13 protein-coding genes are annotated in these 18,140 nt (G+C 53.5%); 6 read left to right on the top strand and 7 right to left on the bottom strand.

The genetic code is table 11. From position 1 onward, the window contains the following. Nucleotides 1-23: 23 nt before the first annotated feature. Nucleotides 24-662 carry a GNAT family N-acetyltransferase gene (locus tag MJA45_RS28280; RefSeq protein ID WP_315605223.1) on the bottom strand — a complete coding sequence of 213 codons (639 nt, stop codon included), beginning with the start codon at nucleotides 660-662 and terminating at the stop codon, nucleotides 24-26. A gap of 161 nt (nucleotides 663-823) precedes the next feature. On the opposite strand from MJA45_RS28280, the gene MJA45_RS28285 reads away from it, so the two are divergent. Next, nucleotides 824-2,155, top strand: a complete 1,332-nt coding sequence (locus MJA45_RS28285; RefSeq protein WP_315605224.1) for an MATE family efflux transporter — start codon at nucleotides 824-826, stop codon at nucleotides 2,153-2,155. Between the two features lie 157 nt (nucleotides 2,156-2,312). On the opposite strand, the gene MJA45_RS28290 is transcribed toward MJA45_RS28285, so the two are convergent. Next, entirely contained in the window at nucleotides 2,313-2,678 is a 366-nt protein-coding gene (locus MJA45_RS28290) for a hypothetical protein (RefSeq protein ID WP_315605225.1), read from the bottom strand. A 596-nt stretch (nucleotides 2,679-3,274) separates the two neighbouring features. Between MJA45_RS28290 and MJA45_RS28295 the strand changes: the two genes are divergently transcribed. From MJA45_RS28295 to bioB, 3 genes are all read left to right on the top strand, one after another. Further along, nucleotides 3,275-4,069, top strand: a complete 795-nt coding sequence (locus MJA45_RS28295) for a hypothetical protein (RefSeq protein ID WP_315605226.1) — start codon at nucleotides 3,275-3,277, stop codon at nucleotides 4,067-4,069. Nucleotides 4,070-4,293: 224 nt separating this feature from the next. Then, nucleotides 4,294-5,031, top strand: a complete 738-nt coding sequence (gene pyrH, locus MJA45_RS28300) for a UMP kinase (protein WP_315605227.1) — start codon at nucleotides 4,294-4,296, stop codon at nucleotides 5,029-5,031. Nucleotides 5,032-5,329: 298 nt separating this feature from the next. Continuing rightward, nucleotides 5,330-6,337 carry a biotin synthase BioB gene (bioB, locus tag MJA45_RS28305; protein ID WP_315605228.1) on the top strand — a complete coding sequence of 336 codons (1,008 nt, stop codon included), beginning with the start codon at nucleotides 5,330-5,332 and terminating at the stop codon, nucleotides 6,335-6,337. A gap of 47 nt (nucleotides 6,338-6,384) precedes the next feature. Here the strand turns inward: bioB and mraY are convergent, their stop codons facing one another. Then, complete coding sequence (mraY, locus tag MJA45_RS28310; RefSeq protein ID WP_315605229.1) at nucleotides 6,385-7,335, bottom strand: phospho-N-acetylmuramoyl-pentapeptide-transferase; 951 nt, start codon at nucleotides 7,333-7,335, stop codon at nucleotides 6,385-6,387. A 182-nt stretch (nucleotides 7,336-7,517) separates the two neighbouring features. Between mraY and MJA45_RS28315 the strand changes: the two genes are divergently transcribed. Continuing rightward, nucleotides 7,518-8,024, top strand: a complete 507-nt coding sequence (locus tag MJA45_RS28315) for an SRPBCC family protein (RefSeq protein ID WP_315605230.1) — start codon at nucleotides 7,518-7,520, stop codon at nucleotides 8,022-8,024. 147 nt (nucleotides 8,025-8,171) lie between these two features. Here MJA45_RS28315 and MJA45_RS28320 read toward each other — a convergent pair whose 3' ends face one another. The 3 genes from MJA45_RS28320 to MJA45_RS28330 all read right to left on the bottom strand — a co-directional run bounded on the left by MJA45_RS28320 (nucleotide 8,172) and on the right by MJA45_RS28330 (nucleotide 15,057). Next, nucleotides 8,172-12,929 carry a metallophosphoesterase gene (locus MJA45_RS28320; protein WP_315605231.1) on the bottom strand — a complete coding sequence of 1,586 codons (4,758 nt, stop codon included), beginning with the start codon at nucleotides 12,927-12,929 and terminating at the stop codon, nucleotides 8,172-8,174. Nucleotides 12,930-13,440: 511 nt separating this feature from the next. Beyond that, nucleotides 13,441-14,043, bottom strand: a complete 603-nt coding sequence (locus MJA45_RS28325; protein WP_315605232.1) for a DinB family protein — start codon at nucleotides 14,041-14,043, stop codon at nucleotides 13,441-13,443. 66 nt (nucleotides 14,044-14,109) lie between these two features. Next, nucleotides 14,110-15,057 carry a helix-turn-helix transcriptional regulator gene (locus MJA45_RS28330; RefSeq protein ID WP_315605233.1) on the bottom strand — a complete coding sequence of 316 codons (948 nt, stop codon included), beginning with the start codon at nucleotides 15,055-15,057 and terminating at the stop codon, nucleotides 14,110-14,112. Between the two features lie 165 nt (nucleotides 15,058-15,222). On the opposite strand from MJA45_RS28330, the gene MJA45_RS28335 reads away from it, so the two are divergent. Continuing rightward, nucleotides 15,223-16,788, top strand: a complete 1,566-nt coding sequence (locus tag MJA45_RS28335; protein ID WP_315608126.1) for a catalase — start codon at nucleotides 15,223-15,225, stop codon at nucleotides 16,786-16,788. A 46-nt stretch (nucleotides 16,789-16,834) separates the two neighbouring features. Here MJA45_RS28335 and MJA45_RS28340 read toward each other — a convergent pair whose 3' ends face one another. Beyond that, nucleotides 16,835-18,133: an MFS transporter gene (locus MJA45_RS28340; RefSeq protein ID WP_315605234.1), complete on the bottom strand. Its 1,299-nt coding sequence runs from the start codon at nucleotides 18,131-18,133 to the stop codon at nucleotides 16,835-16,837. Nucleotides 18,134-18,140 lie beyond the last annotated feature (7 nt).

Consider the following 18,140-nt stretch of genomic DNA (forward strand, 5'->3'; position numbering starts at 1 on the left):
GGCTCACCCACGAGTACGGCGGTTTAATGGAACTCTAGGCGCACCACAACCCGCCGCTCGGTGGGGCGGGTCACTTCGCGAAAGCCGGCCGCGGCGAAGGCGCTGCGGCTGCCGACGTGAAGCTCCCCCCACGGAATCTCCTGTCCCGGCACGGTGATCATCGGGTACCCCTCCACCGCGCGGGCTCCCCGCTCCCGGGCGAAAGCGGCGGCAGCGCGCGCGAGCTCATAGGTGATCCCGCGCCGGCGGTAGCCGGTGCGAACCGAGAAGCAGGTGACGGCCCAGACGCTGTCGTCGTCCTTGTCCTCGTTCCGCCCTGGCCACGGCACCCGGCTGCTCTTCAGCTTGGGGTAGGCCGTCCGGGGCTCGACCGCGCACCACCCGACGGGCTCGTGGTCGAGGTAGGCGACGAGCCCGCTGGTCGTGTCCGCCTCCGGGTTCCCGCACCCAGTCTGGACACGCAGCAGGAAGGCGCGTTCGTCATCGTCGACCTGTTTCCAGCGGGAGCTCGGAATTTTGAACCGCTGGCAGTAGCACCGGACCGCGTGGCACTTGGCCTGGCCCAGGACAACCTCGAGGTCCTCCCAGGACGCCTTATGGGCGGGCACCACGCGGAGTCCTTCTATTTTCGGGATGGGCCATTCGGATTCTTCTTGGTTCATCTGCTGCTGCCTCCTGTTCTGCTTTCCAGCTTGGTGACTCTCCTAACTTATAATATAGAACTATCGTTTCTATTCAAAGACGAAAAGGAAACTGATGTTGCATTTCAATTTTCTGGAGTGATAATCTTGAATCATCAAGACACCCAATGAGGTGATAATAGTTGATTCCAGCCCCGGCAAAACGAGTGTTCGCTATTGCTTTACCAGCGATCGGCGAAGCCTATCTGCAAAGTCTTTTAGGCGTGGTAGATTCTTTTTTTATCGCAAGACTAGGGTTGGTGGCTATAAACGCGGTTGGCGTGACAAATGTTTATAGTATGACATACCTTGGTGTCTTTGCAGCTGTTTCAACGGCACTATCCGTTTATCTTTCTCGTGCAGTCGGTGCGAATGACCTTAAGCAAGGACGTACGACCGTCTTCCATGGATTTCTGGCCGCTTTTGCCATTGGTTTGTTATTCTCATTTGGGTCCATTGTTTTTGGCGTTCCCCTCTTACATATCATGGGTGCCTATGGAGAACTCCAAGAAACGGCTTTACCTTACTTTCAGATTGTATTGGGTGTTTCTCTCTTACTCGCTTTATTTACGGCCCAATCTGCCGCATTTCGAGCAACGGGAGATACCAAAACGCCTCTTAAGGTTGGGGTAGAAATGAATATAGTTCACGTTGTTTTGGACTACATTCTGATTTTTGGAATTTGGTTTATTCCAGGCTTAGGTTTAGTGGGAGCAGCTTGGGCTATGGTACTTGCGCGGCTGTATGCTTCTGCACGTTTATGGAGGAAATCGCGGAAGGTTAAAGCTATTTCGCTAGTGGGAGAAGAGTTAAAGTTCCAAATGTCATTTTTTTTAAGTATGCTCAAATTCACTGTTCCTGTAGCTGTGGAACGACTATCCATGAGACTCGGGCAAGTCGTTTATTTCGGTTTGATTGTTAGAATGGGCACGGAATCCTATGCCGCGCATAATATAGCCGGCACGTTAACCGTTTTCGCTTCGACCATTGGAACAGGTTTTGCTATAGCCGCCAGTGTAACGATTGGACAGGCAATCGGAAATAAAAATGTGGAGGCAGTACACTCTTACAGACGATGGAGTTATATTCAATCAGCCATTTCGATGACGATTGTGACAGCGCTGATTTTTATTTTTTCCCCTTGGATTGGACAATTGTTTACCAATAACAGCACGGTTCTTCACTTGCTGTTCATAGTCCTTGCAATAGATATATTTTCACAGCCCTTCTTGGCATCTTCCCTAGTCGACACATCTGCCATTCAGGCTGGTGGTAATAGTAAATATCCTATGATAGTGACAACTATAGGGATCTGGGGCATTCGTACGCTTGGGGTTTACGTCTTTGCATGGAAATTGGGAATGGGACTCCCTGCCGTTTGGGCAAGTATTGCTGCTGACAATGCACTTAGAGCCTATTTATTTATGAGATACCGCACTAAGTCTACATTGGGATTGAACAATCCTGCGAGTTAGTTTTGATACCAAATAGGATCACGTGAGTTTTGAATTAACAAAGGAGCCCCCACGAATGGAGGCTCCTTTTCATTTCCATTTTATCCGTAAGCGTCAAATAGCCCGAACTTTTGCTTTATAAGAGGAAAATCGAGGCGGCCCCTTTTTGAAATGTTCGTTACTGGCTAATGGTGATAACATCTTCCGGAAGAACACCTGTACGTTGAATTCGGCGGATTTGTGCATTCGTTAATATTTCGTCAACGAGAACAAAGGAGGATGTAACATCGTTAAACCCACGGGTGCGCAAATCACGTACCGCCTGGGCTCCGCGGAATACTCGGAAGTTGCCTTTATAGTTAATTCCGGAAAACAATACCAAAGTGACTTCTCTAGGATCCTCTGCGTTGCTGAGAGTGAAACTCGAAAGTACGTTATCAAAACGAAAAGCCCGCAGGTCACGTACGGCAACCCCATCTTCACCGCTAAAGAGAATACGGCGGACAGTAAAATTTAAACCTTGCCACAAAGCGAGTCTTGGCATTTGGTTCACCCCCTTTTTTGCAGCATAATTCCAATATATGTGAAAATGCCAAACCCGATTGGACCATTAGGAATACTACCTTATTATGTGTGTTTGATCAGCAGGAACGGTCAAACCCTACACCATTTTCTTGTCCCGACATACCATAAAATAGACTGGAAAGGAGGGTAATATGAGAACGATCTGGGTACTAACGTGGGAATATGACCCTATCTGATCGAGTTCTTTCCTTAAACAGCTCGATAAGTATGGAAAAGTACGATAATAAAGTCCAGCAGCCAGTGCAGTTCGCGGGATTGAGGGCTTTTATTTGCCGCGGGGGCAATCTTATGGGTTAGGTGTCAGAAATGAAACTTGAAGCAAATAATCACCAAATACATACAAAAAATATGAAAAAATGTTACTAACTCATCCTTGAAAAAGGCCTGATCCTCAGACCCTCTTTATCCATCGATAGATGTTCCCCCAAGAGTTTAGTATAATGGCGTTGTAGAAGTGCCGAACGGTAAGGGCCGAGGGAAAGCATCCCCGGCCCTTTACTGCACGGTTAAGCACCTCATCGATAGATTCGAATATACACTAGGAGGAAGCATCCCATGACCGGTAGAACGACGTTCGACGCCATCGTCTCCAGCCTCACCGAGCCGTACCATCTGGAAGGCGATAGAGGCATCATCTTCCGGGTCCGTACTTCCCGGGCGGAGGAGGTCCAGGTGTTCCTGCCTGTCAGCCGCGCCGAGCTAGTCGATGAGGTTGATCTCTCCGCGGGTGCCAAGCTGCGGATTGAGGGGGAGCAGCTGGATACCGGCATCGTTGTGGTCCTGGACCTCTCCCCCTCCCCGGGATTTTCGCTGGAGCCGGAGGGCCGCCTGCTCGGCACGGTCGACATCCCCATCCCCGCACTGTCACGGCTAAACCCGTGGCGGGAGCGGCGCTACAAGCTGATCCTGTGGGGCGGTATTGCCGCGGTGCTGGCAGTCGGCATCATCGGAATGACGACAGACAACGCCGTGGGCAATGTTGCCATGCCGCTCTTCCTCGCCTTATGCGCCTGGCTGGTGGTGGGTGACCTTCTCACCCGGCGGGTGGACAATCGGGAGTATGCCGCGCTGGCCCGGACCGCGGCGGAGGCCATCCAGGCGGGCCTCCACGTCCCCGTGCCGGAGGCCGCGGTGGTTACACTGCTGGGCGGGGGGTTGGAACGGACCGGAAACCCGTGGAACCCTACCCGGCCGCAGCAGCCCCGGGCGGTCAGCTGGAGAAGCGGTCGGGAGCAGGCGGTGCTGCATGCCGATATCACCCCGAAGCCGCTGCGGCCCAACTCCACCGCCACCATCACGATTACCTCCCTAGAAGATGCTACATATGCCGAGCGCATGCGTACTAGATAAAGCTAAGGCAAATTACTTGTAATCAAACCGCTTATGGCAGTTGCCTTTTCCTTCCACACCGTATAAAATAAATCGATGGAAAATTACTGGAAAGGGGTGGGGAATATGAGGGGGAAACGGAGGCTTGATCATCCGTCGACGGTTACCCTTTCCTATCCCCATTCCAGTGAAACACTAAAGCATTTGTTGCTTTAGTGTTTTTTATTTGCGCGGAGGTGAAATCATTGACCAGGTACAAAAGGGTTCTTATTAAACTAAGCGGTGGAGCGGTAGCCGGAAGCACGGAGTTTGGCTTTGAGCCCGAGAAATTGGACCATATCGCAAACGAGATCATGTCGGTTGTGAATCGAGGGGTGGAGGTATCCTTGGTGATAGGCGGTGGGAATATTTTCCGCGGCCACATGGGGGAAAGCTGGGGCATCGAAAGAGCGGAAGCGGACAACATCGGCACCCTCGCCACGGTGATTAACAGCTTGATGCTCCGAGGGGTCCTTAAAGCCAAAACCCCCAAAGAAGTTCGGGTCATGACGGCCATCCCGATCACCTCCGTTGCCGAACCCTACATCCGATTAAGGGCCATCCACCATCTGGAAAAGGGTCACATTGTTATTTTTGCAGGAGGAAACGGGCAGCCCTACGTGACGACCGATTATCCTTCCGTCCAAAGGGCCATCGAAGTGAACTGCGATGCTCTGTTGGTCGCCAAACAAGGGGTGGATGGGGTGTTCCATGCCGACCCTAAGTACGACAAAGAAGCAAGGAAATACCGGTCTCTTCACTACAACGATGTCTTAACCCGTAACCTGAAGGTAATGGATCAGTCCGCTTTTATCCTAGCCCGTGACCACAATCTTCCCCTTCATGTGTTTAATTTTGATAAGCCAGGCTCCATGAAGGAGATTTGTGAAGGGAACCATCATGGAACCACGATTAGTGCGGAATCCGTTTTTGAATGGGAATGACACCGTATTGGGTTTTTTATCGCATGGTGGATCATGCTTTCGGGATTCATCGGATTTTGCATGGCCGCCGTGATTATCTTCGCGAATTGTTCGATAAGGATTGAAATCAGCCTGCGCCTATTAAGGATAGCAGCCTCCGTCCCAAAAGGGGCGGAGGCTGCTTTATTAAACCTTTACTAGGCTATCGCAGTCTGGTAAACTGTTCCCGATTAATTGTTAACCCAAAACAAATAAAATTGGTTAACAATTCACCTATCGTCTATTAAACAGGCAATCTCAAATTTTACTTAAATAAGGGATGATCACAATTAAAACGATACAAACCGATTTTACGTGGCAGTCACTCGCGTATAAAGCGCTTAATGGGGACTCTTTAACACTAGAAGAAGGACTAAGTGTTCTTGAAGCCGATAATGATCAAGTACTTCCGTTGATGCAAGCTGCGTTTCAGGTTAGAAAGCATTTTTACGGAAAAAAAGTGAAGCTGAACATGATCATTAACGCCAAGAGCGGACATTGCCCCGAGGACTGCGGTTACTGCTCACAATCGATCGTTTCGACAGCTCCGGTGGAGAAGTACACCCTGCTGGACAAAGACTCGCTACTTGCGGGTGCACGTGAAGCCATGGCCCGAAAGGCAGGGACCTATTGCATCGTTGCTTCGGGGAAAGGTCCGACCGAGAAAGAGTTGGATCAGGTGATATCCGCCGTCAAAGAAATTCGGGAAACGTTGCCGCTGAAAATTTGTGCATGTTTGGGGATTTTAAAAGATGCTCAAGCCAAACGTCTCGTCGAAGCAGGCGTTCACCGATACAATCACAACTTGAACACAAGTAAAGCTAATTATGCGTCTATTACGACAACACACACCTACGACCAGCGCGTAGAAACAGTGGAACATGTAAAGACGAGCGGCATGTCGCCTTGCTCCGGTGTGATTATCGGAATGGGCGAGACGAATCGAGAAATTGTAGAAATGGCTTTTGCCCTACGGGAACTAGATGCAGATTCGATTCCCGTTAATTTCCTTAATGCGATTCCAGGAACTCCGTTAGAGAAGGCGGGACGCACGTCGTCTATGAAGGCTTTAAAGGTATTGTCACTTTTTCGATTTATTTGCCCTTCCAAAGAAATTCGCGTAGCGGGCGGGCGCGAAGTTAGCCTTCGTACCTTGCAGCCTCTGTCTTTGTACGCAGCTAACTCCCTCTTTGTGGGCGATTATTTAACTACAGCAGGACAAGCGGTTTCCACCGATCATCAAATCATTGAAGATTTAGGCTTCGAAATTGAGCTGAACGCATTGTAAGGTGTTTGATAAGGAATTGGGTGAAAAAGGAGTGCCGCTGGAAGTTGTCAGAGAACGAATTTCCAAATCAGCCAGCAAAGGAGCACGGAAAGCCAGGAAATGAAGCCAAACACCATAACAATCTTATTCTCGCTCCAGCCGTACTTCAGGCTGAAATGAAAATGAATCGGAGTCATCCGGAAGATCCGCAATTTCGTTCGCTTGTAATACCAGACTTGCAGAATGACGGAAAATTGTTCCGCCAGATAGACGGAAAACAGGAGAGGAATCAGAATTTCAACCTTCTCGATGATGGCCAGAAACGATAGTGAACCTCCGATGGCGAGCGACCCGGTATCCCCCATAAAGGCTCGGGCCGGATAAATATTGTAGAGAAACAAACCGAGCAGACAGCCAATCATGACAAGCGAAAAGACTTGCACCTCCGGCTTGTCCGAAATCAGAAAAAAGAAAAAGTAGGTGGGGATCGCTACATTGATCAACAGCCCGTCCAATCCGTCCGTAAAATTAATGGCGTTCGCGGAACCTACCACAAACAAAAGCATGATGAGGATGTAGACGTACACCGGCAGATGTAACTGAAAGCCGTGGAACAACGCGATGTCACTGGTCAGAGAGAAGAAACGAAACAATGTGAAGAGCAGCAAGCCCGTAAAAGCGAATTGAAGCACCAGCTTGGTCCGTCCGGAGATTCCCGATGGGTCCTGCCAGAATGCCTTTTTGAAATCATCCATAAAGCCGATCGAGCTGAATAAAAGAAACGTAACGCCTAGCAGGCTCATCAAGGGAGTAGAATGAGACTGGAGGGCCATCCCCACCCCGATAAACAAGACCAGTCCAGCCATCAGCGGTGTTCCCCGTTTGGCTTGGTGGTCAAGCGGCAGTTCTGATCGAATCGGCTGCGTTAGCTTTAGAACGCGCAGCGCCCTAATGAGCAGTGGGGTACAGAATGCTACCAATAAGAACGAAAGACCGGACACGCTTAAGATCCCTAACATGCTAGCACCGCTTTCCGAAATCTCTTTTTTATTATTATATTTCAATCTAGTGGGCAAATATTCCTTTTCGTGATGGAAGAATAGGTTCCGATAATCCTTTCTAAATATTCCTTTACAAGAATATTCCCAATGACGTATACTTTAATCAAGAGGTTATTTACGATAGGGAGGAATGGATTCTAATGTCCAACTCGGAATGTAAGGAACTGGTCATCACCCGGGAATTCCAGGCACCGCGCGAGCTTGTCTTTCAGGCCTGGTCGCAGGTCGACCATCTGAAGCAGTGGTGGGGGCCGAAAGGCTTCGAAATAAAGGTATCGCAATTGGATTTCCGTCCGGGAGGGGTGTTCCACTACAGCATGCAGTCTCCGGATGGGAATCAAATGTGGGGGAAATTCGTCTATCAGGAAATCGAAGCCTTCGATAAGATCGTCTGGGTCAACAGCTTCTCCGATGAGGCGGGCCATATTGTCCGGGCTCCCTTTAGCGATCTGATCCCGCTGGAAATCCGCAACGAGGTCACCTTCCGCGAAGATAACGGCGGGACCATCCTGACGTTGCGCAGCCGGCCGATTAACGCCACGGCGGAAGAGGAAAGCTTCTTCGAGGGAATGTTCGAATCGATGCAGCAGGGCTTCGGAGGAACCTTCGATCAGCTGGAGCAATTTTTGGCCGAGCTTAAAAAGTAAGGGAAGGCGTCCGCATGGACGCCTTTTTCGTTCGCGTGAAGCTTCGAGGAGATAAAAAAGAGGACTCCTGCTCGAAACAGGAATCCTCTTCTCCCGGCTGCTAACCGATGCTCGTTGAGAGCGAAAGCATTACCGGCTTGGCGTCATTCAAGTCCTGCCCAGCGATCCCTCCGGCTTTCCTCGATTGGTTCCTCCGTTGTTCCCGCTCCTATGGCCTCCGGACGGGTTGGAATAAGCCGGGATGTCAATCCTAAGAGCCGGGCTCACGTTGCCCGCCGTGTCCTTCACGACGAGGTACATAGCCTTCGCACCTGGCGTAAGGTTGGCGAGCGAAACCGCGACGGCCCTGTGAGCCTCGTAGGCGGTACCTCTGCCGTTCGTGTCGATCACCGGCTCGCCGGCTCCATCATTTACGAACTCGTAGTAGTAGGTTCCAGCTTCATCGGCGGCGAACCTTACCGTTGCGGTGCTGTCACCGTTACGGCTAACGGTTCTGACGGTCAGAGCCGGAGCGGAGGCATCCGAGGCATCCGCTTTTTTGGTGGTGAAGGAAGAAAGCCGGCTGTACCCTCTTCCCGCGGAGTTTGCCGCGATGGCCATCCAGGTGTGTTCTCCAGGCGCAAGGTTATCCACGGTAACCGATGCCGTCGAATGCTCGGCCGCTGCCCTCCCGAGGGCCGTGTTGTGGTACAGCACGGCTTCTACCGCGGTGACGGTCAGCGTTTTGGGCGCCGTATTGAAGTCCAGGCTGAGCTCGTAAATGTCCTGGTCGCCCTCTTTTGTGCCGATTTCATAAGATGACGCTTTGGGCTTATCGAAATAATTATAATCGTTCAGCTTAGGCGAATAGGAATTCATGTAGAGCTTGCCGTTCGCCAGATCAAAATACAGCGTCTTGTAATAGGCATTTCCGCCCTGCTCCCCTCCCTGGTAATCCTGGAGGATCTGGTAGACCTTGCGTTCTTTCACTCCGTCCCCGTCATCATCAAAGCCTTCTACGTTGAAGGCGGCCCCGGTATAATGGCCGCTTAGCACCAGCTTGACGTTAGGGTTCTTGGCGACCACTTCGTTCTGGTAGTAGAGACCGGCTTCGTCCAGGTCGGCATTCGCTTTTACGTAATTATGAAAAGCCAGAACGGCCATACGGTCCGGATATTCCGCCAGAACCTTGTTAACCCAGGCCACCGCCTCCCGGTCAAAATTGTAGCTCATGTAAACAAAGATCAGGTCCTGGCCGCCTGCGGTGACGAGATCGTAGTGGCCGAGGTTGTTCTGGAAGGAACCGCCGAAGACGCCGTTGTCCTTAAAACGGTCCTCCCCGAAGTATTTCTGGTAATTTACATATTTGCCGTTATGGTTGGCAATGTCATGGTTCCCGGCCACTACGCCGTATGGTAATTGGGCATCCTCCAGGATTTTCATGTACTGGTCGGCGCGCTCCCATTGATAGGTTTCGTCGATGTCATCGATAAGATCGCCCGTGTGCACGACATAGCGGATGTCCATGCGGTCCTTATTGGCCGCAATATGGTCGTTGAGCAATCGGAAGTTCTCCGGGTAGCTTTGGGCGTAATACTGCGTGTCGGTCTCCCAGGCGATTGAAAAATCATACTGGGCCGGTTCCCCGCTGCCATCCCAAACATAATCATTGGCCACCGTGCTGGCATGACCGGCTTTGGTGGAAGGCAGCATCTCGATGCCTCTTCCTTGGACCAGCACATAAACCTTTCCGTCGGCGAGATAGTCGCCGGTCTCGAATACCGCAGAGATTTTGCCGTCCGCATAGTCGGCTTGAAGCGGAATCCACCGGTCGCCGGCGCTGCTGCGCGCATAGAGACGGACGTCTTTGCCATAATCCGTTGCCGCCTCAAGCGAGACCCGAAGGGAGGTATCCGCGGCGTTCACATCAAAGGCATACATCTGGTAAGGCAGGCTGCCGTTGCCGCTGGTTACCGCACCAAGGGAACCGGCTTGCGCGTTGGCCGTGCCGTCGCCGGAGCCTTGGTACACGGTAATGCCTTCGCCCACGGTCAACGCCTGCGCCTCATGGAACGAGACCTCGGCGTCTTTCCCTTTGCTCAGAACGGCCGACAGGGTGGCCGAATCCGTCCCCACGTCCGACGAGGAGACATGGGAGATAACCGGGTAATTGCGGCTGGACGAGAAGGTCCATGTCATGGTTCCCGTATTCCCCCAAGTGTCCTGCACCGAAGCGGTAAGCGTATGGGGACCCTGGTTGAGCTCCGAGCCGTTGAAGCTGGTTCCGCTCAGGAGCTTTCCATCCAGCTTAAGCATAAGCGTGTCCTCCGCCACATTCGACGCATCCGTATAGCGTGGCTGAAACGTATACTCGCCGTCGATCTGCTCCGGAATCTCGGCGCTGATCACCGGGCCGGTATTGTCCACGTTCACGGAGATGGTTTGGCTGCCGGTTCCGGTGGAAATGGTGACGTGGTGGCTGCCGTCTTCCACCTGCCGGGTATCCCAGACAGTGCCGTTGGCGTTCAGGGAGGCATACGGAACGGTAAAATGCAGCTCGACCTCCCGTTTGCTGCTGCCCAACGTCACGGTATTCGATGCCTTAACGGCGCCGTCCGGTTGAATAACCGTGCCGTCCGCCAGCACCAGGGAGAAATTCGTCACCGAGAAGCTGTCGCTGTCCGTACCGGGTGTGGTGTCCAGGGCGTCGATCTCGGTACCAGCCACGATACGGACGCTCACCTCGGCGTCGCCGTTCGCTTTATACGCAAACAGGCGGTTGTCGATCATCACGGCACGGGAAGGCAGCACATCATACCAGCGCGAGAAGACCTGCACCAGGTTTCCGTTGGCCGTAATGGCGTTCTTGGCCCCGTCCAGTCCCTCGATGTCCAGGGTAAAATAAGCTCCCTGCTCCAGCCGGCGGGTAGTGTCCACCAAAGCACCGTCCAGGCGGATGTCTACCGCCGCGTTGTCGCTGGATCTCCCGATAACGTAGACGCGGCCGGAAACCGTTTGGCCATCCGCCAAGTTCGAGCGCAGACCGGAGAAATCATCGCCGTGCAGGACGGTGACCCGATGGACGGGCGTAACCGCCGTGCGGAACATGTTTTTGGCTTCCAGGTAATATTCAATGTAGCCGCTGTTCAGAAAACGGTCGGCGCCAATTTCCACATAAAATTTACCGGGCACCCGCTTATTAAACGAGTTCCCCTCTTGAGCCGTCCACTCCCCGGATTGATTCGTCCGGTAATAGACGACAAAGCTCTTAACGCCCGTTGGGTCCACATAAGAGTAGGGGATGCTGAGATCCGTTCCTTCCCGGATGGTGTCATACTGGCCCGTTTCAAAAAGAGGCGTCAGCACGGGCGTAATCCCCGGATCGGCCAAAATCGTCTTCTGCTCCTCGCTCACCTGGCCTGCGGAAGGCGGTGCTTTCTTGGCGATGGCCAAGGCCCTGCTCTGCCCCTCCGCCGCCTGAAGCTGAACGCTTGCGCCCTCCACGGTGCCGGCATCGCCCGACGCGTAGGAGTAGTAGGAAACCGGTTCGCTGCTGCCTTTCGGCACAATGGCTACCTTGGCCGTTGTATTTTTGAGAGCCACCTGGTTGTTGACGGAAAAGACCGGCACGTTGTCCGGAACCCCGAAGCTTCTACGGAAGTCCGCCTCGTCCGGCATGGTCCCCCCTTTCCCTTCCAGGTCGACGCGCCGTACCCAAAACACGGCAGGCGTTTTGGCCGGGATTTTCAACTCCGCTTCGTTATAGGCAAAGGTAACGTCCTTAGCGGGCGAAACCGACAAATCGGTATACACGAGGTTGTAAGCAGCCCCAAAATTCACCGCTGAGTCCGAAGCATTGTAGATTTCGATATAATCCATGCTGTCAACGCCGGCGCTGCTGATTCCGGTGTATTGGTCATGGCGCGGAAGATCGTTCGGCATGATCTCGGTCAGATAGAGCCCCTGGCTGGCAGAGGCGGTGTAAGCCGGGATATCGATCTTCAGCGGATCGCTGACCAGGTTCGACGAATTCTTCCCGACCAGATAGAGATCCTGGGCCTCCTCGGACAGCGTCGTCAAAGCGAGCGTTACCTCCCCATTCGCGCCGACCGCATGGCCAACTCCGTTGACGGTATCGATGGCCGGAGCAGGGGCGCCATCAGCGACAACCTCATAGTAGTAGGCATCGGCGGCGTACGTAGTGAACGTTACGGATGCCGTGCTGTTACCCGTGCGGCTGACGGTTCCCGGCGTGACGGCCGGCTTGGGCTTGACCGTCTGGGGCTTGACCGTCTTTTGTTCCTCGCTCACCTTGCCCGCGGAAGCGGGAGCCTGCGTACCCAGGGGCAGACAGGCCGATTGTCCTTCCACTGCTTGAAGATGGACGCTCGTCCCCTCCGCCGAGCCCACATCGTCCGTCGTATAGGTATAGGTGGAGACGATGGCATGGCTGCTCTTGGACACAATGGTTACCTTGGCCGTTGAATTCTTCAGGGCCGTCTGGTTGTTGACCGAAAAGACCGGCACGCCGTCCGGGATCCCCAGGCTTGCACGGAAAGCCGCCTCGTCCGGCATGGTCTTCCCTTTCCCCTCCAAATCGACACGCCGGATCCAGAACACGGCAGGCGTTTTGGCCGGGATTTTCAACTCGGCTTCGTTATAAGTAAGTATCTTGTCACCCGAATCGGTATAGACCAGGTTGTAGTCCGCTCCGAAATCCATCTCTGAGTCCGAAGCATTATAGACTTCGATATAATCCATGCTGTCGATGGTGGCACCGCTTAGCCCTGTGTAAGAGGCATTTCGTGCTATGTCGTTAGGGTAGATTTCGGTAAGCCATATCTTCGGGGCTATCGTACCGCTATCCGTTCCTGCAGCCAGTGCCGCCATAGGCTGCAGCAGCGAAAAAACAGTTGCCAGTGCCAAAAAACAGGAAAGATACTTATGAAAGCGTTTGCCCATTTGTCTCTAGCTCCTTCTTCCAGCTTGATTTGTGCAGGCCTTGCAATTAAAGCTTCCTTATTAGCAGCTGTCTGTTTCTTGTATGGTTTCTGCGGTCCTGCCGCTGCTATCTGACTTTATGCCCTAAGGGTACGATCCGGCTTTGGTTTCCAAGCCGCAACTGCTGTGCAGCTGGTGTAGCAGGGTCTTTCTTTGTAATAAAATGCATGCTGTATAAACATCCCCTCCGTCATAATCAAGTTTATTCTGGTATTCTATATAAGCTCGAGGTTTCCTGTCGTTTGAAAGAGAATCTATAAATTCGTTGAAATAGAGTGCATGCATGATCATGCAGAGTTGTTATCTAAATACGCCGTCATTTATCGCACAGAAAAAGGCCGCCTCTTATGAGGCAGCCCTATGGGTAACCTGGGGTATGGCGTTGCGAACGCACAGCTCGGCTTTTCACCTTCCCTATCATCCCGACGTTCCGGTCTTACGCTTTCACTTGCATTTCCCTCCAAGCGTCCTCCAGACGCTTCTTCTGCAGGAAATGGTGACGATAGTGCATCTCGATCAGTTGAAACCATTCGAGGGCGTTCAATCCGCCAAATCTCGGGTGGGCAACGGTAGGGGGGACAAGCTCAACTGCCGGCTCCTTACCCGGTTCCCATAGCTCTCGGGAGCCCGGATCGAAGGCCGCCGCTACCGCGGGTTCCATCTCCACCATCCGACGAACCACGTTCCGAAGCCCATCCACAAGCTGGTCCTTGCTTTCCGGTTGTGGCGGTGTGTACTGAGGGGAGGGGGGAACCTGTACGCGAACCGGCGGAAAGCTTCCCGCGCTGTACACTTCTTCGCCCGGCTGCGTCTTCCCTATTGTAGAGACCGCGGGGCTTCCGTCCGGCTCGAGGCACAGGGCCACATTCCGCAGATGCAGGAACTGGGCGGAGCCGATCAAATGCCCAAACATCTGACCGAGCGACCATTCGTCTTCTGCGGGCTTCCACAGCAGCTGCTCCAGGCTGTAGTCTTTCAAATCTCGAATATATTGGTCGACCGTTTCCTCAAACTGAAGCAGCATTTCCTTAGTATTCATGGCTGAACCCAACTCCTTATGATTAAGTTGGTTCCAGTATGCAGCAACGCTACTGACATCTGTCTGTCAGTAGCGCTTTTGCATTTTTAGAATTTCATCCCGCATTCGGTCCCGCAGCGATTCCGGCTCCAGCACCTGAACCGCTGCCCCCCATCCAAGCGTCCATTGAAGCAATTCCTCTATCCGCCGGACGCGAAACGTCGCCAGCCAGCCTTCCATACCCCATTCCAAGGACTCCATATAAAAGCTGTTCACTTCCTGAACCAAATCCACAATGGAGGAGTCGACCCACATCCGCACGACCACTTCTCGATCGTCCGAAGGCCGGTGGTCCTGAAGGCGAAAACCGGGAAGGACCTCGAACGATTCTTTCAATACGAGAAGCTCCTTCATACGGGAGAGCCGAAAGTGCCGAATGTCGCCCCTTAGTTGGCAGAAGGCGACAAGCACCCACGCCCCCTGAGAAAAAACCAGACCGTAAGGATCCGCCGTACGTTCGCCGTGCCGCATTCCGTCTGGTGCAGATAGGCTTTTGGAATAGTGGAAACGAACCTTGCTCTTCTTCAGAATAGCCTGGCGTAACTGCTTGAACGTTTCTTTCTCCTGCCCGCGCGTTCCCGCCTCCCTTTCTTTCAGCAAGCGGATGGCCGACCGCACCCGAGCCGTCTCCTCGCGCACGTTCTCCGGCAAAATGGCCTCAATCTTCTCCTGGGAGCTTCGCGCCCTCGCGCCATACTCCTCATCCAGCCTCCGTTCCACGAAGTCAGCCCCGATGAGCAGCGTCACTGCTTCCTCCGCCGTAAAGCTGATTGGGGGGAGGAAGTACCCCTCCATAAGGGAGTAGCCTACGCCGGTTGCCCCCGCCACCGGAACCCCAGCCTCGCTAAGCGCTTGCATGTCACGGTAAATGGTGCGGACACTCGTCTCGAATCGAGCAGCCAAATCCTCGGCGCGCAGCACGCCCTTACGCTGCAGCTCCATAACGATAGCCAGCATCCGATCGGTTTTGTTCACTGCTCTCTTCCTTTCCTCGACGTGCGTTAACTGTAAATTTATTTTCCCTTTAATACTCTTAGATGTCCAATACAAACTCCAATCTTTACCCGCTTCAAGAATAAGCCCATCCCTTCTGGTAAAACCTAACAGCTGGTAAATATCTTGAAAAGGGTGCTGGTAACCATGGAGAAGAACGATACCAATAGGATTTTAACGAATCGGCAAGGCCATCCGATTTCGGATAATCAAAACATTCGAACGATAGGAAACCGCGGGCCGTCCACACTGGAGAACTACCACTTCATCGAGAAAATATCCCATTTCGACCGCGAACGCATTCCGGAAAGGGTGGTCCATGCCCGCGGTGCCGGGGCGCATGGATATTTTGAGGCTTACGGAAAGGTAGGCCAGGAATCGATCTCGAAATACACCCGTGCCAAGCTTTTTCAGGAGGCGGGGAAACGCACCCCTGTTTTCGTTCGCTTCTCTACGGTCGTGGGAGGCACCCACTCCTCCGAAACGGACCGGGATCCGCGCGGCTTTGCCGTTAAATTTTATACGGAGGACGGCAACTGGGACCTGGTGGGGAACAACCTGAAAATCTTCTTCATACGGGATCCGCTCAAATTTCCGGATATGGTCCATGCCTTTAAGGTGGACCCGGTCACCAACCTTCCGAATCCGGAAAGAATGTTCGACTTCGTCTCCAACAGTCCCGAAGCTACGCATATGATTACCTTTGTCTTCTCCCCCTGGGGGATTCCCGCCAATTACCGGCAGATGCAGGGGTCGGGGGTCAATACTTACAAATGGGTCAACCAGGAAGGCGAGGCTGTCTTGGTCAAGTATCATTGGGAGCCTCTGAAGCAGGGCATTAAGAACCTCACCCAGAAAGAGGCAAGCGCCATCCAAGCCAAAACGATAAGCCATGCGACCCAGGACTTATACGAAGCCATTGAGCGGGGCGATTACCCCGAGTGGGAGCTTTGTGTGCAGATCATGAGCGACGACGAGCATCCGGAATTGGATTTTGACCCTCTGGACCCGACCAAGCTCTGGGACCACGAGCGGTTTCCTTTCCTTCCGGTAGGCAAAATGGTGCTGGACCAAAACCCGGAAAACTACTTTGCCGAGGTCGAGCAGGCTGCCTTTGGGACGGGGGTATTGGTCGACGGCCTGGATTTCTCCGATGACAAGCTGCTGCAGGGAAGAACCTTCTCCTATTCGGATACCCAGCGATACCGGGTAGGAACGAATTACTTGCAGCTTCCGATCAATGCTCCGAAAACGCGGGTGGCTACGAATCAAAGGGACGGCCAAATGGCCTATATGGTCGACCGGGCCCCCGATCAGAATCCGCATGTCACCTACGAGCCTTCCTCTCTAGGCGGCCTTACAGAAGCCAAGCCGGCGGGCAAAGAACACCAACCCGCCTATTCCGCCAAGCTCGTACGGGAAAAAATCAGCCGGCCCAACGACTTTAAACAGGCCGGAGAAACCTATCTCCAGTTTGAAGATTGGGAGCGGGAGGAGCTGATCTCGAACCTGGTCGACGCGCTGAAAATATGCCAACCGGTCATCCAGGAGAAAATGATCGGGTATTTTACCGAGGCCCATTCTGAGTACGGGCGAAGAGTAGCGGAAGGTCTGAAGCAGGCTCAGGTGGATTCCACCCACCTGGGTTCCGATGCGGCAAGGGATGGTGCTGAAAAAGCCGAACATTCCGGCAAAAGCACGGATGGCTACTGAATGAAAAAAGAGGCCTTAAGAGCAGATTCCGCTCTTAAGGCCTTGTTTATTTGGAAGGAACGGTTCCTTCCTCCCCACGCTCGTTCTCGTCCACCTTCTCCCGCAGCAGCAAGGCGCCGGCCAAACCTACCAGGGCGAATAGAGCCGGAATGAGAAATCCTTGGTGATACCCTGTAATCGTCCCAGAGCCCGCTAAGTGATCCAGCACACGCCCGAACAGGCTCGGCAGCAGAATCGCACTGAGGAACCCGCCGGTATTCGCGAAGCCCGAGGCGACGCCCACCTCCCGGATATCGAACGAGTCACGCACGACCGCAAACGTCAAGGCACTGGATCCGTTGCCAAATCCGATAAGCACAAACAGCAGCGTCGCCATGACGAGTGGCGGCTTCCCGCCCCACAGATAGATCGCCATCCAGCTAAGGAAGACGACCGCATGGACGATGGCGTAAGGACGCTTCATCGAAGGAAGGCGCGATGCCAGCAAGGTGGCCAGCGGCCCGCCGACGAGGGCGCCGATGAGGCCCGCCATGGCCAGCCCGCTCGCGCCCGAGCGGGACATCCCGTATACGTTCATCCCGTACGGGACAGCCCATGAGCCGATGAAGCCGACATACGTGCCGACTAATCCGAAATGGCACAGGAACGTCGCCCAGCTTTGCCGATTCCCCAGAATCCGCCTTAGCACCGTCATTACCTTGTCCCGCTTCTTCTTGACCATGGCATCCGCCGCGGCTGCCGAATGGCTGCCCGACATCTCCGGGAACCGCCGCTTGAGGTTCCATACCAATACATAGAAGAGCAATCCGCTGGTCAGGATCAAGACGATGCCCGATGTGAGGAAGGGGACCCGCCAGCCCGCCATCGCAATCCACTCCGAGAAAGGAGCCGTCGCGACGAGGAAACCGAGACTGCCGCTCACCCCGGCCAGCCCGATCAGCTTCACAAATTCCTTAGCCCGGAACCAGTTGCCTAGAATCAGCACCACATTGATCCAGATCGTCGCATCCCCAATCCCCACCAGGAGCCGCGCGATCAGCAGGATCGATTCATGTGCGGCTAAGCTGTACAACAACGTGCCGAATCCGTTCAACAAGGTCCCTAGGATAAGGAATCCATTCGGGCCATAGCGATCGGATAGTATCCCGACGGGAATCTGGAGCCCGGCATAAGCCAGAAATTGAATGCTGGCCAAGACCCCGATTGTCGCCGCCGTCACATGAAAGTCCGTCATTAATTTATCCGAGATGAGTCCCGGCGCCGTCCGCTGAATCACGATCAGGAAGTAGTCCAGCAAGATGCACGCCAGTACGACCCACCTGTAGCTGCTATTCTGTCTCTCCACTTGATGC

The organism is Paenibacillus aurantius, from assembly GCF_032268605.1.
Lineage (GTDB): Bacteria > Bacillota > Bacilli > Paenibacillales > NBRC-103111 > Paenibacillus_AO > Paenibacillus_AO aurantius.

Excerpts from the sequence above, each read along its gene's own strand:
- MJA45_RS28315 (WP_315605230.1), top strand. The coding sequence starts at position 7,518 with ATGTCCAACTCGGAATGTAAGGAACTGGTCATCACCCGGGAATTCCAG.
- MJA45_RS28280 (WP_315605223.1), bottom strand. The coding sequence starts at position 662 with ATGAACCAAGAAGAATCCGAATGGCCCATCCCGAAAATAGAAGGACTC.
- mraY (WP_315605229.1), bottom strand. The coding sequence starts at position 7,335 with ATGTTAGGGATCTTAAGCGTGTCCGGTCTTTCGTTCTTATTGGTAGCA.
- bioB (WP_315605228.1), top strand. The coding sequence starts at position 5,330 with ATGATCACAATTAAAACGATACAAACCGATTTTACGTGGCAGTCACTC.
- MJA45_RS28335 (WP_315608126.1), top strand. The coding sequence starts at position 15,223 with ATGGAGAAGAACGATACCAATAGGATTTTAACGAATCGGCAAGGCCAT.
- MJA45_RS28290 (WP_315605225.1), bottom strand. The coding sequence starts at position 2,678 with ATGCCAAGACTCGCTTTGTGGCAAGGTTTAAATTTTACTGTCCGCCGT.
- MJA45_RS28325 (WP_315605232.1), bottom strand. The coding sequence starts at position 14,043 with ATGAATACTAAGGAAATGCTGCTTCAGTTTGAGGAAACGGTCGACCAA.
- MJA45_RS28295 (WP_315605226.1), top strand. The coding sequence starts at position 3,275 with ATGACCGGTAGAACGACGTTCGACGCCATCGTCTCCAGCCTCACCGAG.